Source organism: Steroidobacteraceae bacterium (assembly GCA_041395505.1).
Taxonomy (GTDB): Bacteria; Pseudomonadota; Gammaproteobacteria; order Steroidobacterales; family Steroidobacteraceae; genus JAWLAG01.
In genome coordinates this window covers 2,609,042-2,629,002 of sequence record JAWLAG010000001.1, presented here as the reverse complement: position 1 = coordinate 2,629,002, position 19,961 = coordinate 2,609,042, and the positions used below count along the sequence as shown (strand labels likewise).

Below are 19,961 nucleotides of genomic sequence, written 5' to 3'. Positions count from 1 at the left end.
TGCAGCATCAGGTCTTCCCCGATGCTGCGTGCATTATGTTGAAAGCCACCGTTACGCCGCTGCGGCGCCAGGCGCAATCAGTCGCGCCCGCCCAGGCGCATCGTCGCGATGTTCTGCTGCCAGCGCCGCCGCCTGGCCTGGCAAAGTGGCTGGCCGCCGCGCAACCAGGGTGCGGCAACACGGAATTCGACCGGCTTTCGAGGGAAGTGCTCGACCGGCTCTTTCCGGCAGCCGCGGGCCCACGTATGCAAAAACTGTGGCGACGTGCCGAGAGTTGCGCTGCATACGCAGGCCGTATTGCCATCACGCTCCAAAATCAGAGTCGCGAGCTGTGTACGCTCGCCGGGCTGCTGCACGAAGCCGGCGATGCATTGCTGCTGCAGCAGGCGGTATCTCACGGCGATCCACGGCAGGTGGCAATTGCGCGCGATCCTGACGCGCCGCTTCAGTTCGACCGTCGTGAGTGCGAGGCGATGCTGCGCACGCTTCTTCGAGACTGGTGCCTGCCCGTGGCCGTCGGTACTGCCGCACTCGGCTGGCAGCGCCTCGGCGATTATGCAGTGGCTGGCAACGATACTGCATGCATCAAGCTGGCCCACTGGCTGATGCGAGAAGAACTCCGCATGGATCCTGCCGGCGAGGCAGACTTGCAGTCACTCGCGATGACCATGGGCGTCTCGCCCGCTCAACTTGACCGCTTGCGCGGAATTGAGGTTGAATCGAAGCACAACAACTGACGCGCACGCAAGGAGTTGCCATGCGCCGTGTTGGAGTGCTTTTTCTATTCGGACTTGCCTGCTCTTTGAATGCGGGTGCGGCGGAGCCGATTCCGTTGCAGGCGTTTGCCCGCGAACCTCTGATGCGCGCACCTGTCCTGTCGCCAAGTGGCAAGCAGCTTGTTTATGTCGGCGCAAATGAAAGGAACGAACCAGGCGTAGTCGTATACAACTTCGCGACGCGCGAGGTCAGACCCTTGATCACTGCGCGTATCAAGAGCTTTGATATCGCCTATTGCGCGTTCAAGACCGAGGAACGCCTGCTCTGCGGTTATTGGGGCACGGATTTCGACGGCGGCAGGCCTCATTCCGTCACGCGACTTGTTGGTGTCGATACCAGTGGCCGGAACACCCGACTGCTTATGCAACGCGGCCGGTCAGGTGATTCGCAATTCCAGCACCGTGTTCTGCACTGGTTGCCCGATGATCCGCAGAACGTGTTGATCCAGGTTGCCGAAGAACATGAAATTCTTCCGACGGTATTCATGCTCAACGTGTTCACCAGCAAGATGCAGCCCGTTGTGCCAAGACGCACGCCAATCCTTACATGGATGGCCGATCGTCGCGGCCAGGTCCGCTTGGGATACGGTGGCCGGTCTTCGAGAATGCAGTACATTGCGCGCGATACAGTCGGTGCGCCCTGGCGGGTGCTGGAACAACCCGAAGCGTTCGATCCCCGCGACTTCATACCGTTGGGGTTCTCGGCTGATTCGGACCACCTGCTCGTTCTCGCAGACTATGCGGGACGTCGCGGTATCTACGAGATGGGGCTTTCGGATCAGGCGGACATGCAGCTCGTGTACAGCCATCCTGTGGTCGATGTCGATGGACTGATCTCGTGGACGCGCGATGGCACCGTCGTTGGCTTCTCCTATGAAACGGATCGTCCCACTATCGAATTGATTGATGCCCGGGCCAAGGCGATCCAGCAGTTGATCGACAAGTCACTCCCTGACACCTACAACCGCGTTATCAATACGTCCGATGACGGCAATTGGGTGCTGTTCAGCTCTAGCAGCGATGTCAAGGCCGATGTCTTCTATCTGCTCGACATGAAGCAGGGGACGCTGCAGAGGCTGGGTGTTGCGCGACCGGCACTCGATGGCGCAGAACTGGCGCCGATGCAGCCGGTGACCATTACTGCCGAGGATGGCCAGGCATTGCCGGGATACCTCACATCGCCGGTCGGCAGTTCAGGTAAGGACCTGCCACTCGTCGTTTATCCGCACGGCGGCCCCTATTCGCGCGACAGCTGGGGATTCGACCAGGTTGTACAAGTGATGGCGAGTCGGGGTTACGCTGTCCTGCAGGTCAATTTTCGTGGATCGACAGGATATGGCGCCGCCTTCGAGGACGCCGGCAAGCAGGCCTGGGCGACCGTGATGCACGATGACATCACGGCGGCGGCGCGCTGGGCGATCGACCAGGGCATCGCAGATCCAAAACGTGTCTGCATCGTCGGCTGGAGTTACGGCGGCTTTGCGGCGCTGGTTGCGAGCTACAAGGAACCAAAACTTTACAAGTGCGCGGTGAGTATTGCCGGTGTGAGCGATTTGCGCGCCTTGGTGCAGCAGAATGACCGATTCGTGGGCGGTCGGGCCGGGACACTGGCGGCGACTGGTTCCGCTGCATTCGATGATCCATCGCCTATCGACATGGTCTCCGAGGTCGCCGTGCCCGTCCTGCTTGTGCATGGCGACGCTGATGTGAGCGTGGTGGTCGATCACAGCGAGAAAATGGCAAAGGCTCTCGCGAGCGCGGGGAAATCCATCGAACTGCTTGTGATTAAGGACGGCGATCACTCGCTGCGGCGCGGCGAATGGCGACTTGCGTTGTATCGCAAACTTACGGAATTCCTGGCCCAGTACCTGGGACCGACTTAGATACTGCTTGCCACCCGAACGCGATGCGCGTTGTAGGGCACCACATCGAGCGCTTCGCCGGCATTGATGCGTTGTTGAATGCCGCGCCAGAAGGCGGCGGTGAGTATCTCGCCGTGTACCCGCAGGAACAGATCCTTCTGGGCGTCGGTGAACGCCAGGAAATTGATGAAAGTCTCCGGAAATACATCGTTGTCACCCACGTAGAACCAGCTCTCGGCGAGCATTTCGTCCTCGGGATGCGCCGCCTGCGGAATGTCACGGAAACTGCAATCGGTTACGCGGCACAGCTCATCGTAGTCGTAGAAGATGACTCGCTTCAGGCGAGTTACTCCAAAATTCTTCAACAGCAGGTCGCCAGCGAAGATGTTCGTGGCTGCAAGATCGCGAATACACTGGCCGTAGTCGAGCACCGCACGATCCGCATCGTCGTCGCTCGCCTGTCGCAGGAACAGATTGAGCGGCGTCATGCGACGCTCGATATAGAGATGATCGATCACCAGGTCATCTCGTTCGATGTGCACGGTATTTGCAGCCTCCGATAGCAGTTCCTGCAGTAATTGCGCATCGATGCGATTGAGCGGGAAGCGCATCCGCTTGAATTCCTGGGCGTCTACCAGCCGACCGGCGCGATCGTGCTTGAATACGAACTGGTATTTCGCAATGACTTCCTCGCGCAACACGTTCTTTGGATACGCGAAGCGGTCGCGGATGATCTTGAAGACCGCATCGTACGAAGGCAGCGTGAAGCAGACCATGACCAGTCCGCGCTCCCCCGGTGCATGGACGAATGAGTCACTCGAGATGTCCAGATGATGCAGGAGCGAACGGAACCTTTCGGTCTTGCCCTGTTTGGCTCGTCCAAGCACTGTGAACAGCTCGCCAATCGCCTTGCGCGGCAGGAGGGATTTCAGGAATACGACGGCTTCACCCACGCGTTCGAGATCGACGTGAAAGTAAGATCGCGTAAAACTGAACAGGACGCTTATATCGTCTTCGTCGAGCATGACGGTATCGACGAGAATTCCGCTCTCGGTATTCTTCAAGGCAAGTACCAGTGGGCGTGCGAAGCCGCGGCCGCTGACGCGGCCCACTACATAGGCGCGCGTGTATTGATAGAAGACCGGCTTGATGACCTCGATGGCGCTGACTGTTCGCCTCTCGCCGATTGCGCCGACATGAGTAGCGATCTCCTCGCACATATGCGCTACGCTGCGCTCGAAGTCCCGCCACGGCGAGTGAAAATTGATGTCACTAAGCAGGTCTTCGATCAGAAGATTGAGCGAGCCGCGGTTTTGGTAGACCGACGTAACGACGGTCGTCGTGATGCTTGCTAGCGGGTCGAGGTGTTTTGCGACGAATTCGATATCCGGCGCCACGCCAACGGTGCCGAATAATCGCCGCGTGACCGAACTGAAGAATGTCTTGCGGAATTCGTTGTCCGGAATGGCGGATATTTCCGCGCTGAACTGCTCGCGAATCCGGGCCCAAAGGCCATGATCGCGGACCTGTGACCCAAGGCGCAGGCGCAGCGTCGCGATCGTGCCGTCGACCGTGCGGTCATACAGTTCTATGCGCTCGACCGCGTCACGCTGCGCGCCGTGCCAATCGCGCTGGTCGAAACGCGCGGGCGCGCGCCTGGTGATTTCCCGAAACTCGGCGTTGTAGCGTTCGAAACTCTCGTTGATGAACGAGGCGCAGTCGGCGGCGGCTGCAGCCGCCGCCGAGCCGGGCGATTTCATACGGTCAAAGGCTGGCGATCAGGGCATCCCCGAATTCGCTGCATTTGACCTCCTTGGCGCCGTCCATCAGCCGCGCGAAATCGTAGGTGACCACCTTCTTGGCGATGGTGCGGTCCATCGCCGTGATGATGGCGTCCGCGGCCTCTGTCCAGCCCATGTAGCGCAGCATCATTTCGCCTGAGAGCAGCACGGACCCGGGATTGACCTTGTCCTGATCGGCGTATTTCGGTGCGGTGCCATGGGTGGCCTCGAACACCGCATGCCCGGTGACGTAGTTGATGTTGCCACCCGGCGCGATACCGATGCCGCCGACCTGCGCTGCCAGTGCATCAGAGAGGTAGTCGCCATTCAGGTTCATTGTCGCAACGACGTCGAATTCGCTCGGCCGCGTGAGCACCTGCTGCAGGGTGATGTCAGCAATCGCATCCTTGATGAGCACCTTGCCGGCCGCAAGGGCGGCTGACTGCTCATCGTTCGCGGCTTTCTCGCCCTTGGCGGCCTTGCTACGCTCCCACTGCTCCCAGGTATAGGTTTGCCCGGCAAATTCACGTTCCGCAAGCGCATAGCCCCAGTTCCGGAATGCGCCTTCGGTGAATTTCATGATGTTGCCTTTGTGCACCAACGTGACGCTCTTGCGCTTGTTGGCAACGGCGTATTCGATTGCCGCACGCATCAGTCGCTCGGTGCCTTCCTGCGAAACCGGCTTGATGCCTATTCCCGAGGTGGCAGGGAAGCGGATCTTCGCGTAGGCCTTGGGAAAGGCCTGCTTGAACAATTCCTGGAAACGCTTGTTTTCTTCGCTCCCCGCTTCGAATTCGATACCCGCGTAGATGTCCTCGGTGTTTTCGCGAAAGATCACCATGTCGACCTTTTCGGGATTGCGCACTGGCGAGGGTACCCCCTTGAACCAGCGGACAGGCCTCAGGCAAACGTAGAGGTCGAGCATCTGTCGCAACGCGACATTCAGTGAGCGGATGCCCCCGCCAACGGGTGTCGTGAGCGGACCCTTGATCGATACCAGGTAGTCTCTGCAGGCCTGTACCGTCTCATCGGGCAACCACGTGCCGAACAGCGAATTCGACTTGCCACCGGCATAAACTTCCATCCAGTGGATCTTGCGCTTGCCACCATAGGCCTTGGCGACCGCCGCATCCATGACGCGCACTGCGGCGCGCCATATGTCCGGGCCAGTCCCGTCGCCTTCGATGAAAGGGATGATGGGATTGTCCGGGACCTTGAGCTTGCCGTTGCTGATGGAAATCTTCGCGCCGCCTTTGGGTACCTGCAGCGCAACCTTGCTGGCTGTCGACATGGATACTCGTCTCCCCACGATGCAAACACTATTCCGCGCCAATGCTAGCACAGCGACGCGCGATGCCCCGGGCTTCGCTACAATGCGGGGTCATGAGCGCAACGATTGATTCGAATCCGGCAGCCGACGGCTATTTCATGCCCGCCGAGTACGCCGATCATGCTGGATGCTGGATGCTCTGGCCCGAGCGGGCGGACAACTGGCGACTCGGTGCCCAGCCGGCGCAACAGGCGTTCGCGGCAGTTGCCATGGCTATCGCACAATTCGAACCGGTCACCGTGGCGGCTTCAGCCGGGCAGTTCGAATTTGCGCGCGCAATCCTGGCACCCCAGGTAAGGCTCGTGGAAATATCCAACAATGACGCATGGATGCGCGATGTCGGCCCGACGTTCGTCGTCGATGGCAAAGGAGGCCTGCGCGGTATCGATTGGCACTTCAATGCCTGGGGCGGCGAAAATGGCGGAATCTACTCGCCGTGGGACCAGGATGACCTGGTCGCGCGCAAGGTGCTGGAGATCGAAGGCGTCCCGCGCTACCGCGCGCCGATGGTCAACGAAGGCGGCGCCGTGCACGTGGATGGCGAGGGCACTGCGCTCGTGACGGAGCAGTGTCTTCTCAACCGTAACCGCAATCCGCGCATGACCGGCGCGCAGATCGAGTCAACGCTGAAAGCCTACCTGGGTGTGCATACGGTGATCTGGCTGGGCGATGGCGTGTTTCAGGACGAAACGGACGGCCACATCGACAACCTGGCGTGTTTCGTTCGTCCAGGCGAGGTCGTATTGACATGGACGGACAATCGGCGCGACCCGCAGCACGAGATATCGCTCGCTGCCTATGAACGGCTCATGGATGCTCGCGACGCTCGCGGCAGGCGCATCAAAGTCCACAAGCTCCATATGCCAGGCCCGTTGTACATGACACGTGAAGAGGCCCGCGGCGTGCTGACGCGCGCTGGTACACGGCCGCGTCATGCGCGAGCGCGCCTGGCCGGAAGCTATGTGAATTTCTATATCGCCAATGGTGCGGTCATCGCGCCGTTGCTCGACAAGCGCACGGACAGCGCCGCGCTTGCCAAATTGCGGCGACTGTTTCCACAGCGCCGCGTTGTTGGCGTTGCCGCGCGCGAGATCTTGCTGGGCGGCGGAAACATCCATTGCATTACGCAGCAGGTGCCGAAAGCCACTGTTGCCAGGAGTCGACGCCATGGCCAGGCGCGCCAAGCCGCCTAGACAGCCAGGTGGCGATCAGCTGGTCGCGAAGCTACGGATTGCGCCGCAATCACGGGTACGGTTGCTCGATGCGCACGCGAGTCGCAGTTTCCGCTGGTCCAAGGGCAAGGCGGAGGAGTGCCTTGCGCGCAATCTCGAACGTCTCGAGGAGCTGCAGTATCGCATGTATGCCGATGGACGGTTCGGCATGCTGGTGGTCTTTCAGGCGGTCGACGGCGGCGGCAAGGATGGCACGATTCGAAAGGTCTTCACGGCGTTCAATCCACAGGGCTGCCGGGTCACCGCTTTCAAGGCACCCAGCAGCGAAGAGCTGCGACATGACTACCTTTGGCGGATACACGCGGCCGTGCCGGGACGCGGCGAAATAGGCGTGTTCAATCGATCGCATTACGAAGATGTACTGGTCGTTCGTGTCAACGATCTTGTGCCGAAGACTGTCTGGTCGAAGCGCTACGCGCAGATCAATGCATTTGAGCAGATGCTGCATGAGTCCGGGATCCGGGTTGTCAAGATACTGCTCCAGATCAGCAAGGCCGAGCAAAAGCAGCGCTTTCTCGGCCGGTTGCGCGATCCTCGCAAGCATTGGAAGTTCGATGCCGCAGACCTCGACAAACGGCGGCAGTGGAATGCCTATCGACTGGCTTTCGAAGCCATGCTCGGCAAGTGCAGTACCGCCTGCGCGCCGTGGTACGTCGTACCGGCGGATCGCAAATGGTTCAGGAACCTCGCGGTATCAGAAATACTGCGCCACGAGCTGGAGTCGCTGGACCTGCGCTGGCCAAAAGCAAGCATGGACCTGTCCAGGATCCACATCACCTGACTTCATCAGCCCGACAATTCCTGCTTGGCTTGCGCGAGCCACTCGCGCTGTGCACGGCGATAATGCGCCGGCGCGAGTGCCGCATGGTCCATCAACTCGCGTAGTACCTTGCGGGCTTCGATGTCATTGCCGGTCGACTTCAACAGGCGCGCATACCGGACTCGTGCCTCGGCGCCCGGATAGTACGAGGCGAGAACGGCATATTCTTCGACCGCCTTGCCGGTATCCCCCGAGTCCTCGAGTGCGCGTGCATAGAGAAGATGGCCATCGGGCGACTTGAATTCCGGATTGTTGCGGATCAGATTCTCGAGTGTGCTGCGCGCCGCCGCCGCATCGCCCGCCGTGTGTTCTGCCTCGGCGAGCTGAAGCATGAGATCGGGGTCGTTTTCGTAGATCCCGGTGAGCGTCTCGCGCAATACGACGATCGCTTGCTTCGCATCGCCGCTGCGAAGCAATTCCCGCGCATACTCGCTGCGGCTGCTGACATTGCCGGATTGCCTGACAAGCGCGGCTTTCTCGCGCAAGTCACGTCCCGGGTCGAGGGTTCGCCTCAGTTTCCGGGCCGCCGTGCGTGCGGTCCGGCCGTGCATCAGATCGGGTAGCAGCTCCACAGCGACATAGGCAATCGAACCCACCAGCGGAACGAACAGAATAATCCAGATCCACATTTGAGCCCGACCGCTGCGCACGCAGTGCACGATCAGTGCCACCTGGATAATGAGCGAGAAGATTATCATTGGCATGACGGGATCACTCCTCAGCGCCCGTATCGGACCTGCAGGAAAGCGCTGAAACGACGCGCCGGGAAATAGCGATAGTTGCCGAAAGCATAGTCGGCCCGGTCGGCATAGAGACGATCGGTGAGGTTTTCCAGACGCAGCCGAGCTTGCCAGTTGCTGCGCCAACGCCATTGAATGTTGGCATTGACGACGGTATGTCCGGGATATTCGTGGCTGTCGCTGGCATCGACAAAGTAGCGGCCGACATACTGTGCCTCGACCTGCACGGTCATGGCCGGACCGGGGACGTAGGTCAGCGTCATGTCATGCAGGTCGCGCGGCGCGGTATCGACCTGGTTGCCGGCAATGATTGCCTCGCCGCCATCGACGCCCACCGATCGAGCATACCAGTGGTGCGAGCGGCTGCCGCTTGCCGACAACAGCCATCGGCTGTTCAGGCGGTATTTGAGGTCATATTCGGCACCTCGGTGCCGGGTTGCACCGTCGGACAGGTTGAACCCATCAGCGTCGCGCAGGATCACATTGTCTTTCCGCATGTCATAGGCGGCGAGCTGAATTTCGAAAGGGCCATGGCTGCGCTTGAAACCGAGTTCGACGCTGCTCGCCGTCTCGGCGCGCAGATCGGCCACTTGCTGGCCTCTTTGCAGCCGGTACAGCTCGCCTGATTCGGGCGGGCGAAAACCGTTGGCCCATGCGAGGTACCAATGGCTCGATGCGTCGGGGCGAAAGCTGAGTGAGAACTGCGGTATCCATTGCACGAAATGGTCGCTGCGATCGGCCGGGCGGTTGAACAGGCAGCCGCCGAAAGGGCAGGGATTACCTGCCTCATCGGTATTGCCGTCCAGCATGCGATTGTCGTAGTTGTATTCGCTCCACTCGGCGCGAAGTCCGGCCTGCGCCTGCCAGCGAGTCGCGAAATTGAATGCGCCACCCGCATGTGCCGCCGCCATGAGGTTGCGGGTGCCATAATCGTAGTGGCGCCCCACCGGGCGAATGGCACGAGCGGCAGGGGTGCCGGTGGTCACCGGATTGTCCTGGATCTCCAGCAATTCGGACCTGCCCGCCCCAACGTCGAGGCCAAGCTGCCAGTCGAGCCTGGCGCCCGCAGGCCGGCTGCGCAGTAGCGCAACGGTCATGCTGCGTTGTGCGTTCGCCTCGCGCGGCTGCCCCGGCAGGAAGTGCTGCAGGAAGTCCATGGACGAATCACGCAGGACCAACCGGAGGTCGTCGCTGCATCGATCGCATACCTCGCGCGACCATTGCGCCCCCATTCGCAGGCTGCGCGCATTGCGATAGGCCTCCGGATTGGCATTGGTCAGTCTTATCCGCAGGTCGCGATAGGCGTCCTGGCCGATGATGAATCCAGCGGTTTGCTGCGCGAGATCCGTCGATGCAATGCGCATGCGCAGCCTTCCGCGCGCAAGCGCCCGATCCGACAGCAGATTGGCCTTCCATTGCTTGAAGCCGGCGTCCTGGCGAAACCCGGGATCATCCAGCCAGTTGCCGTAAGCGGCAAACTGCGCGCCGTGCAACTCGCCATGACCGGAAGCAGCAAGCCGACGGAAAGCATCGACACCGTACTCCACGCCGAAAGTCGCAGGGACCTCACTTGCGGCGGGCGAAAGAACGTTGACGGTACCGTGAATGGCATTGGCACCGTAAAGCGCCGGCCCTGGTCCGCGGATCAGTTCGATTGCAGCGGCCTGTTCGGTATTGACCTCGAAAAGTCCGTTTACGTTGCAAAGTCCCGTCGGCCTGATTGGCAGGCCATCCTCGAGGATCAGGAAAGCACCGCATGAGCCACTGCCTGTCAGTACTGGCGAGCGAATCGCAAGAAGCGATTCCTGGCCACTGCCGCGCTGCATATTGACCCCCGGGAGGCGATTGAGCAGCTGTGCGGCGTGGTCCGCGCCGGCCAGATCGATTTGTTCGGCATCGAGGCGCGCAAGGTTGGTCGGTACCTGCAGCGCTGCAATTCCGCGCCGGGTGGCTGTGACAGTGATTTCTTCCAGTGATTCGGCCTCGACCGCCGCAACCAGGCAGGAAAGCGCAAGCCAGCAAAGAATCCGCAGACCCACTATGGCGGGCTCTTGCCCGGCGCTGCGGGCAGGGCGAAAGCAATGACGTAGTCGCCCCGGCGCGTGCCGAGTCCGCCGTGACCACCCGCCGCGATGACCACATACTCGCGTTGCTGCCGACCGGCACGGTAGATCATCGGCGTTGCCTGGCCGCCGGCAGGCAGTTTGTGTTTCCACAAAACCTTGCCGGTCTCGCTGTGAAATGCGCGGATATAGCCGTCCATGGCGGCGGCAATGAAAATCAGTCCGCTCGCGGTCACCACAGGACCACCCATGTGCGGCAAACCGAACTCGCGTACCGGCAGGAAAGGCGGTGCTACGTCCTCGGTGCTGCCAAGGGGCACTTCCCACAGCACCCGGTTCTCGAGCATGTCGATCGCAGCCAGTGTGCCCCATGGCGGCGCAGTGCAAGGCAGGCCAAAGGGTGATAGCAGCGGTTCACGTCGCATCGCCCATCGAGTGCCGAGTTGCAAGGCGAATTCGGCATGCGGATAGTCTCCTGACCGGCGCTGTTGCTCGACCTCCTCGGGTGGAATCAGTGTCACCACCATGGGCATGTGGTTCACCGCCGTGACCAGGCGCTGCCGCCCGACGTCGAATGCGACGCCACCCCAGTTGACTCCGCCGACATAGCTCGGCCGCAGCAAGGTTCCGCGCGTATCGGGCGGCGTGAAAATGCCGTCGTTGCGCAGTGCCTCGATGCGTTTGCGACAGCGGCCTCGATCGTAGAATGTCAGGCCCCATGCATCTTCCGGCCGGACCGGTCGGGGCGAGACCAGCGCGGGCGTCGCAGGGAAGGGCTGAGTCGGCCAGCTCGATTCGCCGGCAACCGTCGATTGCGGCACGGCACGCTCGGCGACATTGAATACCGGTTCGCCCGAGTCGCGGTCGAATACGAAAATCAGGCCCTGCTTGGTTGCCTGGATGACGGTCGGCACGGAGCTGCGGGCGCGATCCAGATCGGCCAGGGTCGGCTGCGCCGCGAGATCGAAATCCCACAAGTCGTGGTGTACGAGCTGGCGGTGCCAGCGCAATTTCCCGGTTGCGCCATCGAGCGCCAGCAGTGAATTCGCGAAGCGGTTGCTGCCCTTGCGTTCGCCTCCGAAAAAATCCGGGCTCGGAGCGCCGGTGGGGACGAATACGGTCTTGCGCACCGGATCCACGGTCATGACGCCCCAGGCATTGCCGCCGCCGGTACGCAAGGCCTGTTCCATGTCCCATTCCGCGGCTGCGGCATGTTCCGGATTGTCCGGCAATGGATCGAAACTCCAGCGCAGTTCGCCGCTGACGGCATCGAATGCGCGTATCACCCCGCGCTCACTGAATGCGGCGCGATTGTCACCAATCGCTGATCCAACCACGACGAGGTTGTCGATGACTGCGGGTGGCGAGGTGACCAGGTAGTCAGAGGCGTCGCGGATGCGGATTCCGGCATCCAGGCGGCGTACGCCATGATCGGCAAAATCCATGCACGGTTTGCCCGTTTCCGCATCGAGCGCGAGCAATCGCGCATCGAGGGTCGCGATGAATATGCGTCTTTGACACGCGCTTTCGCGCGCGGCATTGCGGTCAACCCAGGCGCTGACCCCACGTGAAGTCACTTCCGCGTACCATGCATCGCGTTTGATCTGCGGATCGAAGCGCCAGAGCTCGCGACCGGAGGTCGGATCCAGTGCGATGACGATGTCGGTTGCTGTCGAGAAATACAAACGGCCGAACGCCAGGATGGGTGTGGCCTCGAAGGTCATCTTGGCAGCGGCGCGCAGCCCCTTGCCAAGTTCGCCGCTGCGATACTCCCAGGCTACTTCAAGGTCTGCGACGTTCTCGGGCGTGATCTCGCTGTGCTTCGAGTATCGCTGTCCGTAGATGTCGCCGCCATAGTAGCCCCAGTCGCTGGTCGCCGGGCTCTGCGCGTTGGCGAAGAGCGGCAATGCGAGCAGGACGATCGCTGTACGGGCAATGCTGCAGCGTCTTGCGGCGAAATTCATCTCGGGATTATCGGCTAAGCGGCATGCTTGCTGCTATTCTAAAGGCAAGGTGATCGGCAGAAATTTCATCCTGAGCTGCGCCGTCCGAGCGCTGCATATGCTGCTGGTTGTTGCGCCGCTCTGCGCGATCGTTGCGGTTGCCGAGGATGCCGCGCCGCAGGCAGGTTCGCGCCCGCGCGTATGCCTGGTGCTCTCGGGGGGTGGTGCGCGCGGCGCGGCCCATATCGGTGTCCTCAAGATACTCGAACAACGCCATATTCCCATCGATTGCATTGCTGGCACCAGCATGGGAGCGGTTGTTGGCGGTTTGTACGCGAGTGGCATGACAGCGGCGCAAATCGAACAGTTGATGACATCGGTTGACTGGCAGGATGCTTTTCGCGACCAGCCACCCCGCGAACAACGGAGTTTTCGTCGCAAGACCGAAGACTTCAATTTCCTGGTCAAGTTCCCGCTCGGACTGAATGCCCGCCGTTTTCGTTTGCCGAAGGGCCTCATCCAGGGGCAAAAGCTGGCGCAGATTCTTCGCCGCCAGACACTGCCGGTCGTGGCCATCGCCGACTTCGATCATCTGCCGATTCCGTTCCGCGCCGTTGCCACCGATCTGGTGACCGGCGAGGAGGTCGTGCTCGATTCGGGCGATCTCGCGGCGGCCATGCGCGCGAGTCTATCTGCGCCAGGCGTTTTCGCGCCCGTGGAGATCGATGGGCGCATGCTGGTCGACGGCGGTTTGGTGGCGAATTTGCCCGTTTCGGTCGCAAGACGGATGAAGCCGGACGTGCTTATCGTTGTCGATGCCGGATTCCCGCTGCAGCCAGAGGAGCTGCTCGATTCCGCGCCAGTCATATCCAACCAGATGCTGGCAATCCTCATTCGCCGCAATAGTGATCTCGAGCGCAGCACGTTGCGTGATGGCGATATCCTGATCGAGCCGGAGCTGGGCAATGCCTCCTCGTTCGACTTCTCGACATTGCCCCAGCACGTCGCGGTCGGCGCGGAAGCCGCTGCCGCGCAGACCCGCCTCGACGCTCTCGGGATGAATGCGACACAATTCGCCGCGCATCTCGAGGCGCGGCTCGCAAGGCAGGCGGCTGGGTCGCCGGTGATCAGCGACCTGCAGTTGAACGCCTCGGCGCGTCGTTACGACACATTGCTGCAGCATGCGTTCGGTGAATTCGTGGGGCATCCGATCGACCCGGATGCGCTGGAGCGACGCGTCAGCGATATCTATGGTCGGGGTAACCTCGAACAACTCGATTGGCGTCTGCTGGGCGCGGGCGAGGAGCGCAGGTTGCAACTCCTTGCCCGGCGCAATAGCTGGGGTCCCAATTACGTGCGTTTCGGGCTCAATCTCGAGGACGATTTCGAGGGGAATTCCAGTTTCAATGCCGCCGCACGTTTCGTGTTGTCGGAAATCACGGACCGGGGCGGCGAGTGGACCTGGGACTTTCAGCTTGGCGAACGTCCGCGCATCGCGACCGAAGTGTACCTGCCCCTCGACTACGGCCCAGGGTTCTTCCTGTCACCGCATGTGAGTTTCGATGTACGTAATGCTGCCCTGATCCAGAACCAGCAGCGACTCGCGGAATTCCGGGTACGCACGTTGCAGTACGGCGTCGACATTGGTTACGAACTGGGTAACTGGGGAGAATTGCGGGCAGGCCTGCGACGTGAAAATGTTCGCTCCAGGGTGCGGCTCGGCGATCCATTGTTGCCGGAGGAATCGTTCAATGCCGGGTCTTATTTCTTCCGCTTCAGCTACGACCGATTGAACGATGTCAATTTCCCGCGCCGCGGCCAGAGCTTCTCGCTCGAGTGGCGCGGCGACACGGCAGACCTCGGTTCGAACGAGACCGCGAGCCTGGTGGAATTCAACTGGCTCCTGGCGCACGAATTCGGCCGCAACACGGCGATTCTCTGGGTCAGCGGCGGCACCAATATCGACGACGCGAACGCCAATGTACGTACGGCATTTCCGCTAGGCGGATTTCTCAATCTCTCTGGCCTTGCGCCCGGCTCGATCACTGGCAAGCATTTCGGGATCGCGCGGGCTCTCTATTACCGACAGATTGGCCGCGGCGGGTCGGGTTTCCTCGATCTTCCTGCCTACGCGGGGATATCGCTGGAGCTCGGCAACGTGTGGGACAATCGCAGCGACATCAGTTTCGCGTCGGCTCGCAAGAACGGCAGCTTCTTCTTCGGACTCGATACGCTGCTCGGCCCGATCTACCTGGGCACGGGATTCGACGACAAGGGCGAGAACGCTTTCTACCTGTTTCTGGGCCGGACGTTCTGATCAACAGCTGGCACGCGCGTTCGCACCAAGCACCGAGCGTTGCACCGACGGGTCGTGAAGGTCTGGCAAGGCCTCGTAGTAATCGCCCATCCCCTGCTCGAATCCGAGCTCGCGGGCAAGGGTTGCGGCCGTTGCATGATCGATGCCGTTCGAGATGGGAACACAGCCGAAGGACTTCGCCAGGGCGGCGATCGCGGTCGCGGCCCTGCGTGCCACCGGGTCGCTTGCGCATCGTACGGAGATCGCCCGATCCACCTGCAGGCCGTGCAGTGGCAGTGCAGCGAGTTGCGCAATCGAGGAGTGTGCGGAGCCCAGCTCGTCGACGACGAGTCGGTTGCCTTCCCCGGACAGTCGCGCAAGGATTCGCGCCGGGTCCGAAAGACTCGCCAGTGCGCGTTCGGCAATGCGCAATTCCAATCGTTCGGGAGCGAGCCTGGTTTCGCGCAACCAGTCCTTGACGTCGCTCGCCAATTGGTCGCCGGCCAGATGCTGGCGCAGTGCGCCGAAGGATATGCAGAAATCATCGCCGGCAATAGCACGAATGGCGGGCAGGTCGAGGCGCAGTCTCGCAAGGGCCCACTGCGACATGCGCGTCGCGAGGCCTGTATTCTCGGCGATCGGCAGGAATTGTGCCGGCCTGACTTCACCACGCAATGGATGCGGCCAGCGCAGGTAGGCCTGGATGGCAACGAGATCGCCGCTCGCCATGTCATAGCGACCGCAATAACGAAGTGCCAGCTGCTCCGCCGCAATGGCCTCGCGCAGTTCACGCTCGAAATCGAGTCTCGCCACCGGCAGCATCCGCAACGTGTCGGAGTAGAATCGGACCTGCCGATCGCCTTCGCGACGCGCCTCGAGCATTGCGGCACGCGCATGGTCGAGCAATGCCCGCGCCTGAGTCGTATCCTCACCGAGCACTGCGATCCCGGCCGCAGCCGAGAGTTCGAAGCGCGCGTCGCCGATACCAACCGGTTCGGCGATGGCCCGGCACAGTGACTGCGCGCTATCGCGCAGGTACTCGCGTGTCGCATAGTCTTCGAACACGGCGACCAGCAATTGATCTGACAACTGGCCGATATAGCAAGCCGAGTGCGCGCTCGCGGTGACTGATTCCGGCAACCGCGCCATGATTGCGCTCATGACCTGATCGCCGATCGAGAAATCGATGATCCGTGAGATATCATCGATTCCTTCGATGTGTACCATGCAGATCGCAAGTCGCCGCTCGCGCAAAGTTGCGTCGGTTACGGACTGGCGCAGCCGCTCCAGGAAACCGCGCCGCTCGACGCGGCCGCTACTGCCCTGATCATCGGTCCGGCCCGGGGCCGCACCGTCGCCATTCTTGCGGATCACGCATAGCGCGCGCTCGCGCCCGTGCGCGCTCACTTTCGCTTCGAAGTCGGCCGAATCGATCTCGAAGCGCGCTGTCACGGACTGGCGATCGGTCAATGCGCGACGCACCATGCGGGTCAATAGTTTGCCCGCGGGGTCGGGCCAGATCTCCTGAAGATGCCGTCCTTCGATCGGTTGGTCGGACTGGATGAGGCCACTGGCCTTGCCGCCGACATGTTTCAGTATCAAGCCGTCGCGGCGAACGAAGGCCACCAGATCGGGCAGGGCCTGGATAAGCGAATCCTGGATCATCGCTCGCCAGGGCCGCTCAAGGCCAGGATCTTGTCAACGGTATCATCGCCCACAGCGGGTCGGCGTACGGTCTCGAGTACACCTTTGGCCGCCAGCTCGACGGCGTTCTGCTCGACCTGCTCGACAAGGTCTGCATAGACCGAAGCACCCACGGTGCCGCGCCAGCCGACCCAGTCATTGCGGGCGCGCTTGGCGAGATACAGGGCGGCGTCAGCCAAAGTAAGGACCTGTTGCCAGCCCGGCTGAGTTTTCTGGCCGGGAATGAATGGACTCGTGGCAAAGCCGATCGAGCAGCTGGTGCGCGCGACCGATCCGTCGCCAATGCGGAAGATCTGCTTGGCGACGCTCGAGCGGATCCGCTCCGCGAGCACTGCGGCTGCGTGCAGGTCGAGCCCCTTGCACAGGATTACGAATTCATCGCCGCCCCAACGCACGATCTGGTCTGTTTCGCGGCAGGTGCGACGCAGGATTTCCGCAATCTGCACCAGCACGCGATCGCCCGCTTCATGGCCATTGAGATCGTTGATTGGTTTCAGCCGGTCGAGATCGATCACCATCATCGTGTAGGTATCGCCCGCCGTCCCGGTATCGCGCATTGTCTGGGTTAGTGAGCGCCGGTTGCCAAGTCCAGTGAGTGGGTCGGTCAAACTGGCGCCTTCCAGGCGCTGGTTGGCGGCTTCCAACTGGGCATTTCGCAGCGCCAACTCCGCGGTTCGTTGCGCGACTTTGTCCTCGAGCTCCTTTGCGTAGGCCGTTTCGCGCAATACGCGCTTTTGCTGCGCGGCCCAGATGGCATACATGACGCCTACCGCGAACAGCGCATACAGCACCCATGCCCACCAGCGCGCCCACGGCGGTGAGCGAACCACGATCGGCAGCGTCAATTCATCGGTCGACCAGATACCATCGCTATTGGCAGCACGCAGGCGGAAATTGTAGTTGCCTCCGCCAAGATTGGTGTAGGTCACCTGACGCGCAGCGCCGGGATTGATCCAGCCGGTATCGAATCCATCGAGCATGTATTGGAATTGGTTCTGTGCCGGCGCGGTGTAGTCGAGAGCAGCAAAGCGCAGGGTAATTACATCATCCGTGTAATCAAGGGCGACGTCCTTCAGTGCCTCATAGGTGCCACCGATCTGGGCCGGTGAATTGAATTTCAGGAATTCCGTGAGTACGACTTTGGGTGGCGTTTCGTTGAAGCGCAGACGCTCCGGAAAGAATGCGTTGTAGCCGTTGGCACCGCCGAAGAACATTTCGCCCGCCGGACTTCGATAGTGCGCGCCAAAGTTGAACTCATCGCCCTGCAGACCGTGGCTGCGACGAAAATTGCGCACGCTGCCATCGCTTGCATCGATGACCGCGAGACCCGCATTGGTGCTGATCCAGATCCGTCCGCGATCGTCGTGCTCGATGCCATAAACCGTATTGTTGGCCAGCCCCTGCGCCTCTGAATAGTTCTGGAAGGTCGGCGGGTGGGCGGCGAATGGCGCGCCGATGACGCGATCGAGTCCACCACCTCGGGTGCCGATCCAGACGTTGCCGCGCTCGTCAGCCAGCAGCGCATACACCGTGTCGGCACTGAGACTGCGCGGGTCGTCGCTATTGTGGCGATATTGACGATAGGTATCAGCCTGCGGATCGACGACCGTAATGCCGCCACCATCGGTTCCCACCCAGACGATACCACTGCGGTCTTCGGTAATCGCAGTGGCGCGATCGCTCGACAGGCCCTCGGTTGAGTCCGGAACGACTGGCAACCGCGTGACTTCGAGTGATCTGCTGTTGATCCATGCAAGACCGCCGCCGTAGGTGCCGACCCAGATCCGGTTCTGTGATCCCGCGAACAGCGACATCACGCCATTGGCGGGCAGAGCGCCAGCGCCACCGCGGTCACTGGCGGCAAGATGGGAGATGACCCCACTCTCGGTGTCGATGCGGCTGACACCGGCATTCATGGTGCCGACCCAGACATTGTTGTCCTGGTCGACAGCAAGTGCCATCACGTTGCTGTCACCAAAAAGCAATTTGCCCGCGCCATCACGCAGGTAGTTGCGGGTGGCGCCGGTTTTGCGGTCGACCCGCGTCAGACCGCTGCCGTAGCTGCCGATCCACAGCTGTCCGGATCGATCTTCCACAAACGACGTCACATTGCCATTCGGCGCGCCCAGGCGGGTGTGGCCGAACGACCATGACCGCGGATTCCAGTGCGCGAGCCGGCCGGACTTGGTACCGACCCACAGCAGACCACTGCGATCCTCGAACAGACTAACGACGTTGTCGTCCGGCAGGCTCGCTGGATCGGCGGGGTCATGACGGAAGCTGGTGAATTCGCCGGTCCGTCGATCGTGCAGTACCAATCCCGTCGCGGTGCCGAGCCACAGGCGCTGCTCACGATCCTCGAGGATCGTATTGACGGCAAGGTCTCCACCGGCGAGCGAGGCGTGATCCGCTTCCGGTCCGATCCGATACAGACCATCCTTGCTGCCTGCCCAGATGATCGAATTCCGATCGGCATACAGGGCAATGACGCGCGGCGCGGACTCGCTGCCCCGCAATGCGGCGAGCATCGGTCCAAATTGTGTGACTTTGCCGGTTTGCGGATCGATGCTGTCGACGCCCCGATCCGTTGCGATCCAGATGGTGCCGCGGGCGTCGGCGACGATCTGGTAGATCGAATCGCTGCTCAGTCTAGTGAGTCCGGAGGTATCGGTCGAAAATCGCAGGGTACTGTGGGTCGTCAGATCGACGCGAAACAATCCCGCCTTGCGCGTGCCTATCCAGGCGAGATCATCGTGGATCAGCAGCGTACGTACGTGCAGATTTTCGGCACTTGGGTCATCCTTGAGCAGTTCCAGCGGGTGGAATCGCCCATCATTTGGATCCCGCCAAACCACGCCGCTGCCGTCGGTTGCGATGAACAGCCGTCCGTCGGTGGCGAGCGACATTGCGGCGATCCAGTTGTTCGGAAGGCTCGCAGGGTCGGCTCGATCATGGACAATGCGGAGGAATTCATTACCGTCATAGCGGTTGAGCCCGTCCTCGGTACCGATCCACATGAAGCCGAGATTGTCCTGCAGCAGCGCCTTGATACTGCCCTGGGAAAGCCCGTTGTCGGAGCCAACGGCGGTGAAAAGCATCTGCGCCGCAGCGCGGCTCACAGCGGGAACGACCAGCAGGCACAAGAGCGGCAGCACGAGGGCAAACCGCCGCTTCCGGGCCGCATCCGCGCGCAATCCGGCCAGCATGGCTATTCTGGACACCGGTACATTTGCGCAGCATATGCGGACGCAAAAATTGAGACCGTGCATGGGTCACCAACGCAGGCGACGCCGACAGAAAACGCCGCCGGAAAAGCCGCTTGGTTCACGGAACAGCGTGGGTGAAATCCCGCTACCAAGGGCGGCGCGCCGCGGGTAGCGAATGTCGACTTTGAGGACTGTCATATGCTTGCCT

Annotated in this window: 13 protein-coding genes; 5 read left to right on the top strand and 8 right to left on the bottom strand. The window is 61.5% G+C overall.

The features are described from left to right. Positions 1–35: 35 nt before the first annotated feature. Together R3E77_12220 and R3E77_12215 are read left to right on the top strand one after the other, a co-directional pair. Positions 36–737, top strand: coding sequence for an HDOD domain-containing protein (locus R3E77_12220; protein ID MEZ5500179.1), 702 nt, complete (start codon positions 36–38; stop codon positions 735–737). Between the two features lie 20 nt (positions 738–757). Continuing rightward, a complete protein-coding gene (locus tag R3E77_12215; protein MEZ5500178.1) occupies positions 758–2,659 on the top strand; it encodes a S9 family peptidase in 1,902 nt (633 codons plus the stop codon). Here R3E77_12215 and aceK read toward each other — a convergent pair. Together aceK and icd are read right to left on the bottom strand one after the other, a co-directional pair. Beyond that, positions 2,656–4,398, bottom strand: coding sequence for a bifunctional isocitrate dehydrogenase kinase/phosphatase (gene aceK, locus R3E77_12210; protein ID MEZ5500177.1), 1,743 nt, complete (start codon positions 4,396–4,398; stop codon positions 2,656–2,658). The genes R3E77_12215 and aceK overlap by 4 nt on opposite strands. 4 nt (positions 4,399–4,402) lie before the next feature. Continuing rightward, complete coding sequence (gene icd / locus R3E77_12205; GenBank protein MEZ5500176.1) at positions 4,403–5,710, bottom strand: NADP-dependent isocitrate dehydrogenase; 1,308 nt, start codon at positions 5,708–5,710, stop codon at positions 4,403–4,405. A gap of 92 nt (positions 5,711–5,802) precedes the next feature. Between icd and aguA the strand changes: the two genes are divergently transcribed. Then, entirely contained in the window at positions 5,803–6,942 is a 1,140-nt protein-coding gene (gene aguA, locus R3E77_12200) for an agmatine deiminase (protein ID MEZ5500175.1), read from the top strand. Then, positions 6,917–7,762, top strand: a complete 846-nt coding sequence (locus R3E77_12195) for a polyphosphate kinase 2 family protein (GenBank protein MEZ5500174.1) — start codon at positions 6,917–6,919, stop codon at positions 7,760–7,762. Before aguA ends, R3E77_12195 begins: the two co-directional genes overlap by 26 nt. Before the next feature lie 5 nt (positions 7,763–7,767). Here the strand turns inward: R3E77_12195 and R3E77_12190 are convergent, their stop codons facing one another. Genes R3E77_12190 through R3E77_12180 form a run of 3 tightly spaced genes read right to left on the bottom strand, consistent with a single transcriptional unit; the run spans position 7,768 to position 12,568 of the window. Beyond that, positions 7,768–8,505 (bottom strand): tetratricopeptide repeat protein, encoded by a 738-nt coding sequence (locus R3E77_12190; protein ID MEZ5500173.1) that lies wholly within the window; start codon positions 8,503–8,505, stop codon positions 7,768–7,770. A 14-nt stretch (positions 8,506–8,519) separates the two neighbouring features. Then, complete coding sequence (locus tag R3E77_12185; GenBank protein MEZ5500172.1) at positions 8,520–10,580, bottom strand: TonB-dependent receptor; 2,061 nt, start codon at positions 10,578–10,580, stop codon at positions 8,520–8,522. Continuing rightward, on the bottom strand, positions 10,580–12,568 hold the full coding sequence (locus tag R3E77_12180) for a pyrroloquinoline quinone-dependent dehydrogenase (protein MEZ5500171.1): 1,989 nt from the start codon (positions 12,566–12,568) through the stop codon (positions 10,580–10,582). The genes R3E77_12185 and R3E77_12180 overlap by 1 nt, the downstream gene beginning before the upstream one ends. A 49-nt stretch (positions 12,569–12,617) precedes the next feature. On the opposite strand from R3E77_12180, the gene R3E77_12175 reads away from it, so the two are divergent. Further along, complete coding sequence (locus R3E77_12175; GenBank protein MEZ5500170.1) at positions 12,618–14,864, top strand: patatin-like phospholipase family protein; 2,247 nt, start codon at positions 12,618–12,620, stop codon at positions 14,862–14,864. Here the strand turns inward: R3E77_12175 and R3E77_12170 are convergent, their stop codons facing one another. The 3 genes from R3E77_12170 to R3E77_12160 are packed head-to-tail and all read right to left on the bottom strand — an operon-like array spanning position 14,865 to position 19,951. Further along, a complete protein-coding gene (locus R3E77_12170; GenBank protein ID MEZ5500169.1) occupies positions 14,865–16,508 on the bottom strand; it encodes a GGDEF domain-containing phosphodiesterase in 1,644 nt (547 codons plus the stop codon). Next, positions 16,505–19,768 (bottom strand): two-component regulator propeller domain-containing protein, encoded by a 3,264-nt coding sequence (locus tag R3E77_12165; protein MEZ5500168.1) that lies wholly within the window; start codon positions 19,766–19,768, stop codon positions 16,505–16,507. Before R3E77_12165 ends, R3E77_12170 begins: the two co-directional genes overlap by 4 nt. A 51-nt stretch (positions 19,769–19,819) precedes the next feature. Then, positions 19,820–19,951: a hypothetical protein gene (locus tag R3E77_12160; protein ID MEZ5500167.1), complete on the bottom strand. Its 132-nt coding sequence runs from the start codon at positions 19,949–19,951 to the stop codon at positions 19,820–19,822. Positions 19,952–19,961: the final 10 nt, after the last annotated feature.

Bases quoted from the DNA above. Each gene is read 5' to 3' on its own strand.
- R3E77_12170 (MEZ5500169.1), bottom strand. From the start codon at position 16,508: ATGATCCAGGATTCGCTTATCCAGGCCCTGCCCGATCTGGTGGCCTTC.
- R3E77_12160 (MEZ5500167.1), bottom strand. From the start codon at position 19,951: ATGACAGTCCTCAAAGTCGACATTCGCTACCCGCGGCGCGCCGCCCTT.
- R3E77_12215 (MEZ5500178.1), top strand. From the start codon at position 758: ATGCGCCGTGTTGGAGTGCTTTTTCTATTCGGACTTGCCTGCTCTTTG.
- aguA (MEZ5500175.1), top strand. From the start codon at position 5,803: ATGAGCGCAACGATTGATTCGAATCCGGCAGCCGACGGCTATTTCATG.
- icd (MEZ5500176.1), bottom strand. From the start codon at position 5,710: ATGTCGACAGCCAGCAAGGTTGCGCTGCAGGTACCCAAAGGCGGCGCG.
- R3E77_12220 (MEZ5500179.1), top strand. From the start codon at position 36: ATGTTGAAAGCCACCGTTACGCCGCTGCGGCGCCAGGCGCAATCAGTC.
- R3E77_12190 (MEZ5500173.1), bottom strand. From the start codon at position 8,505: ATGCCAATGATAATCTTCTCGCTCATTATCCAGGTGGCACTGATCGTG.
- aceK (MEZ5500177.1), bottom strand. From the start codon at position 4,398: ATGAAATCGCCCGGCTCGGCGGCGGCTGCAGCCGCCGCCGACTGCGCC.
- R3E77_12195 (MEZ5500174.1), top strand. From the start codon at position 6,917: ATGGCCAGGCGCGCCAAGCCGCCTAGACAGCCAGGTGGCGATCAGCTG.
- R3E77_12180 (MEZ5500171.1), bottom strand. From the start codon at position 12,568: ATGAATTTCGCCGCAAGACGCTGCAGCATTGCCCGTACAGCGATCGTC.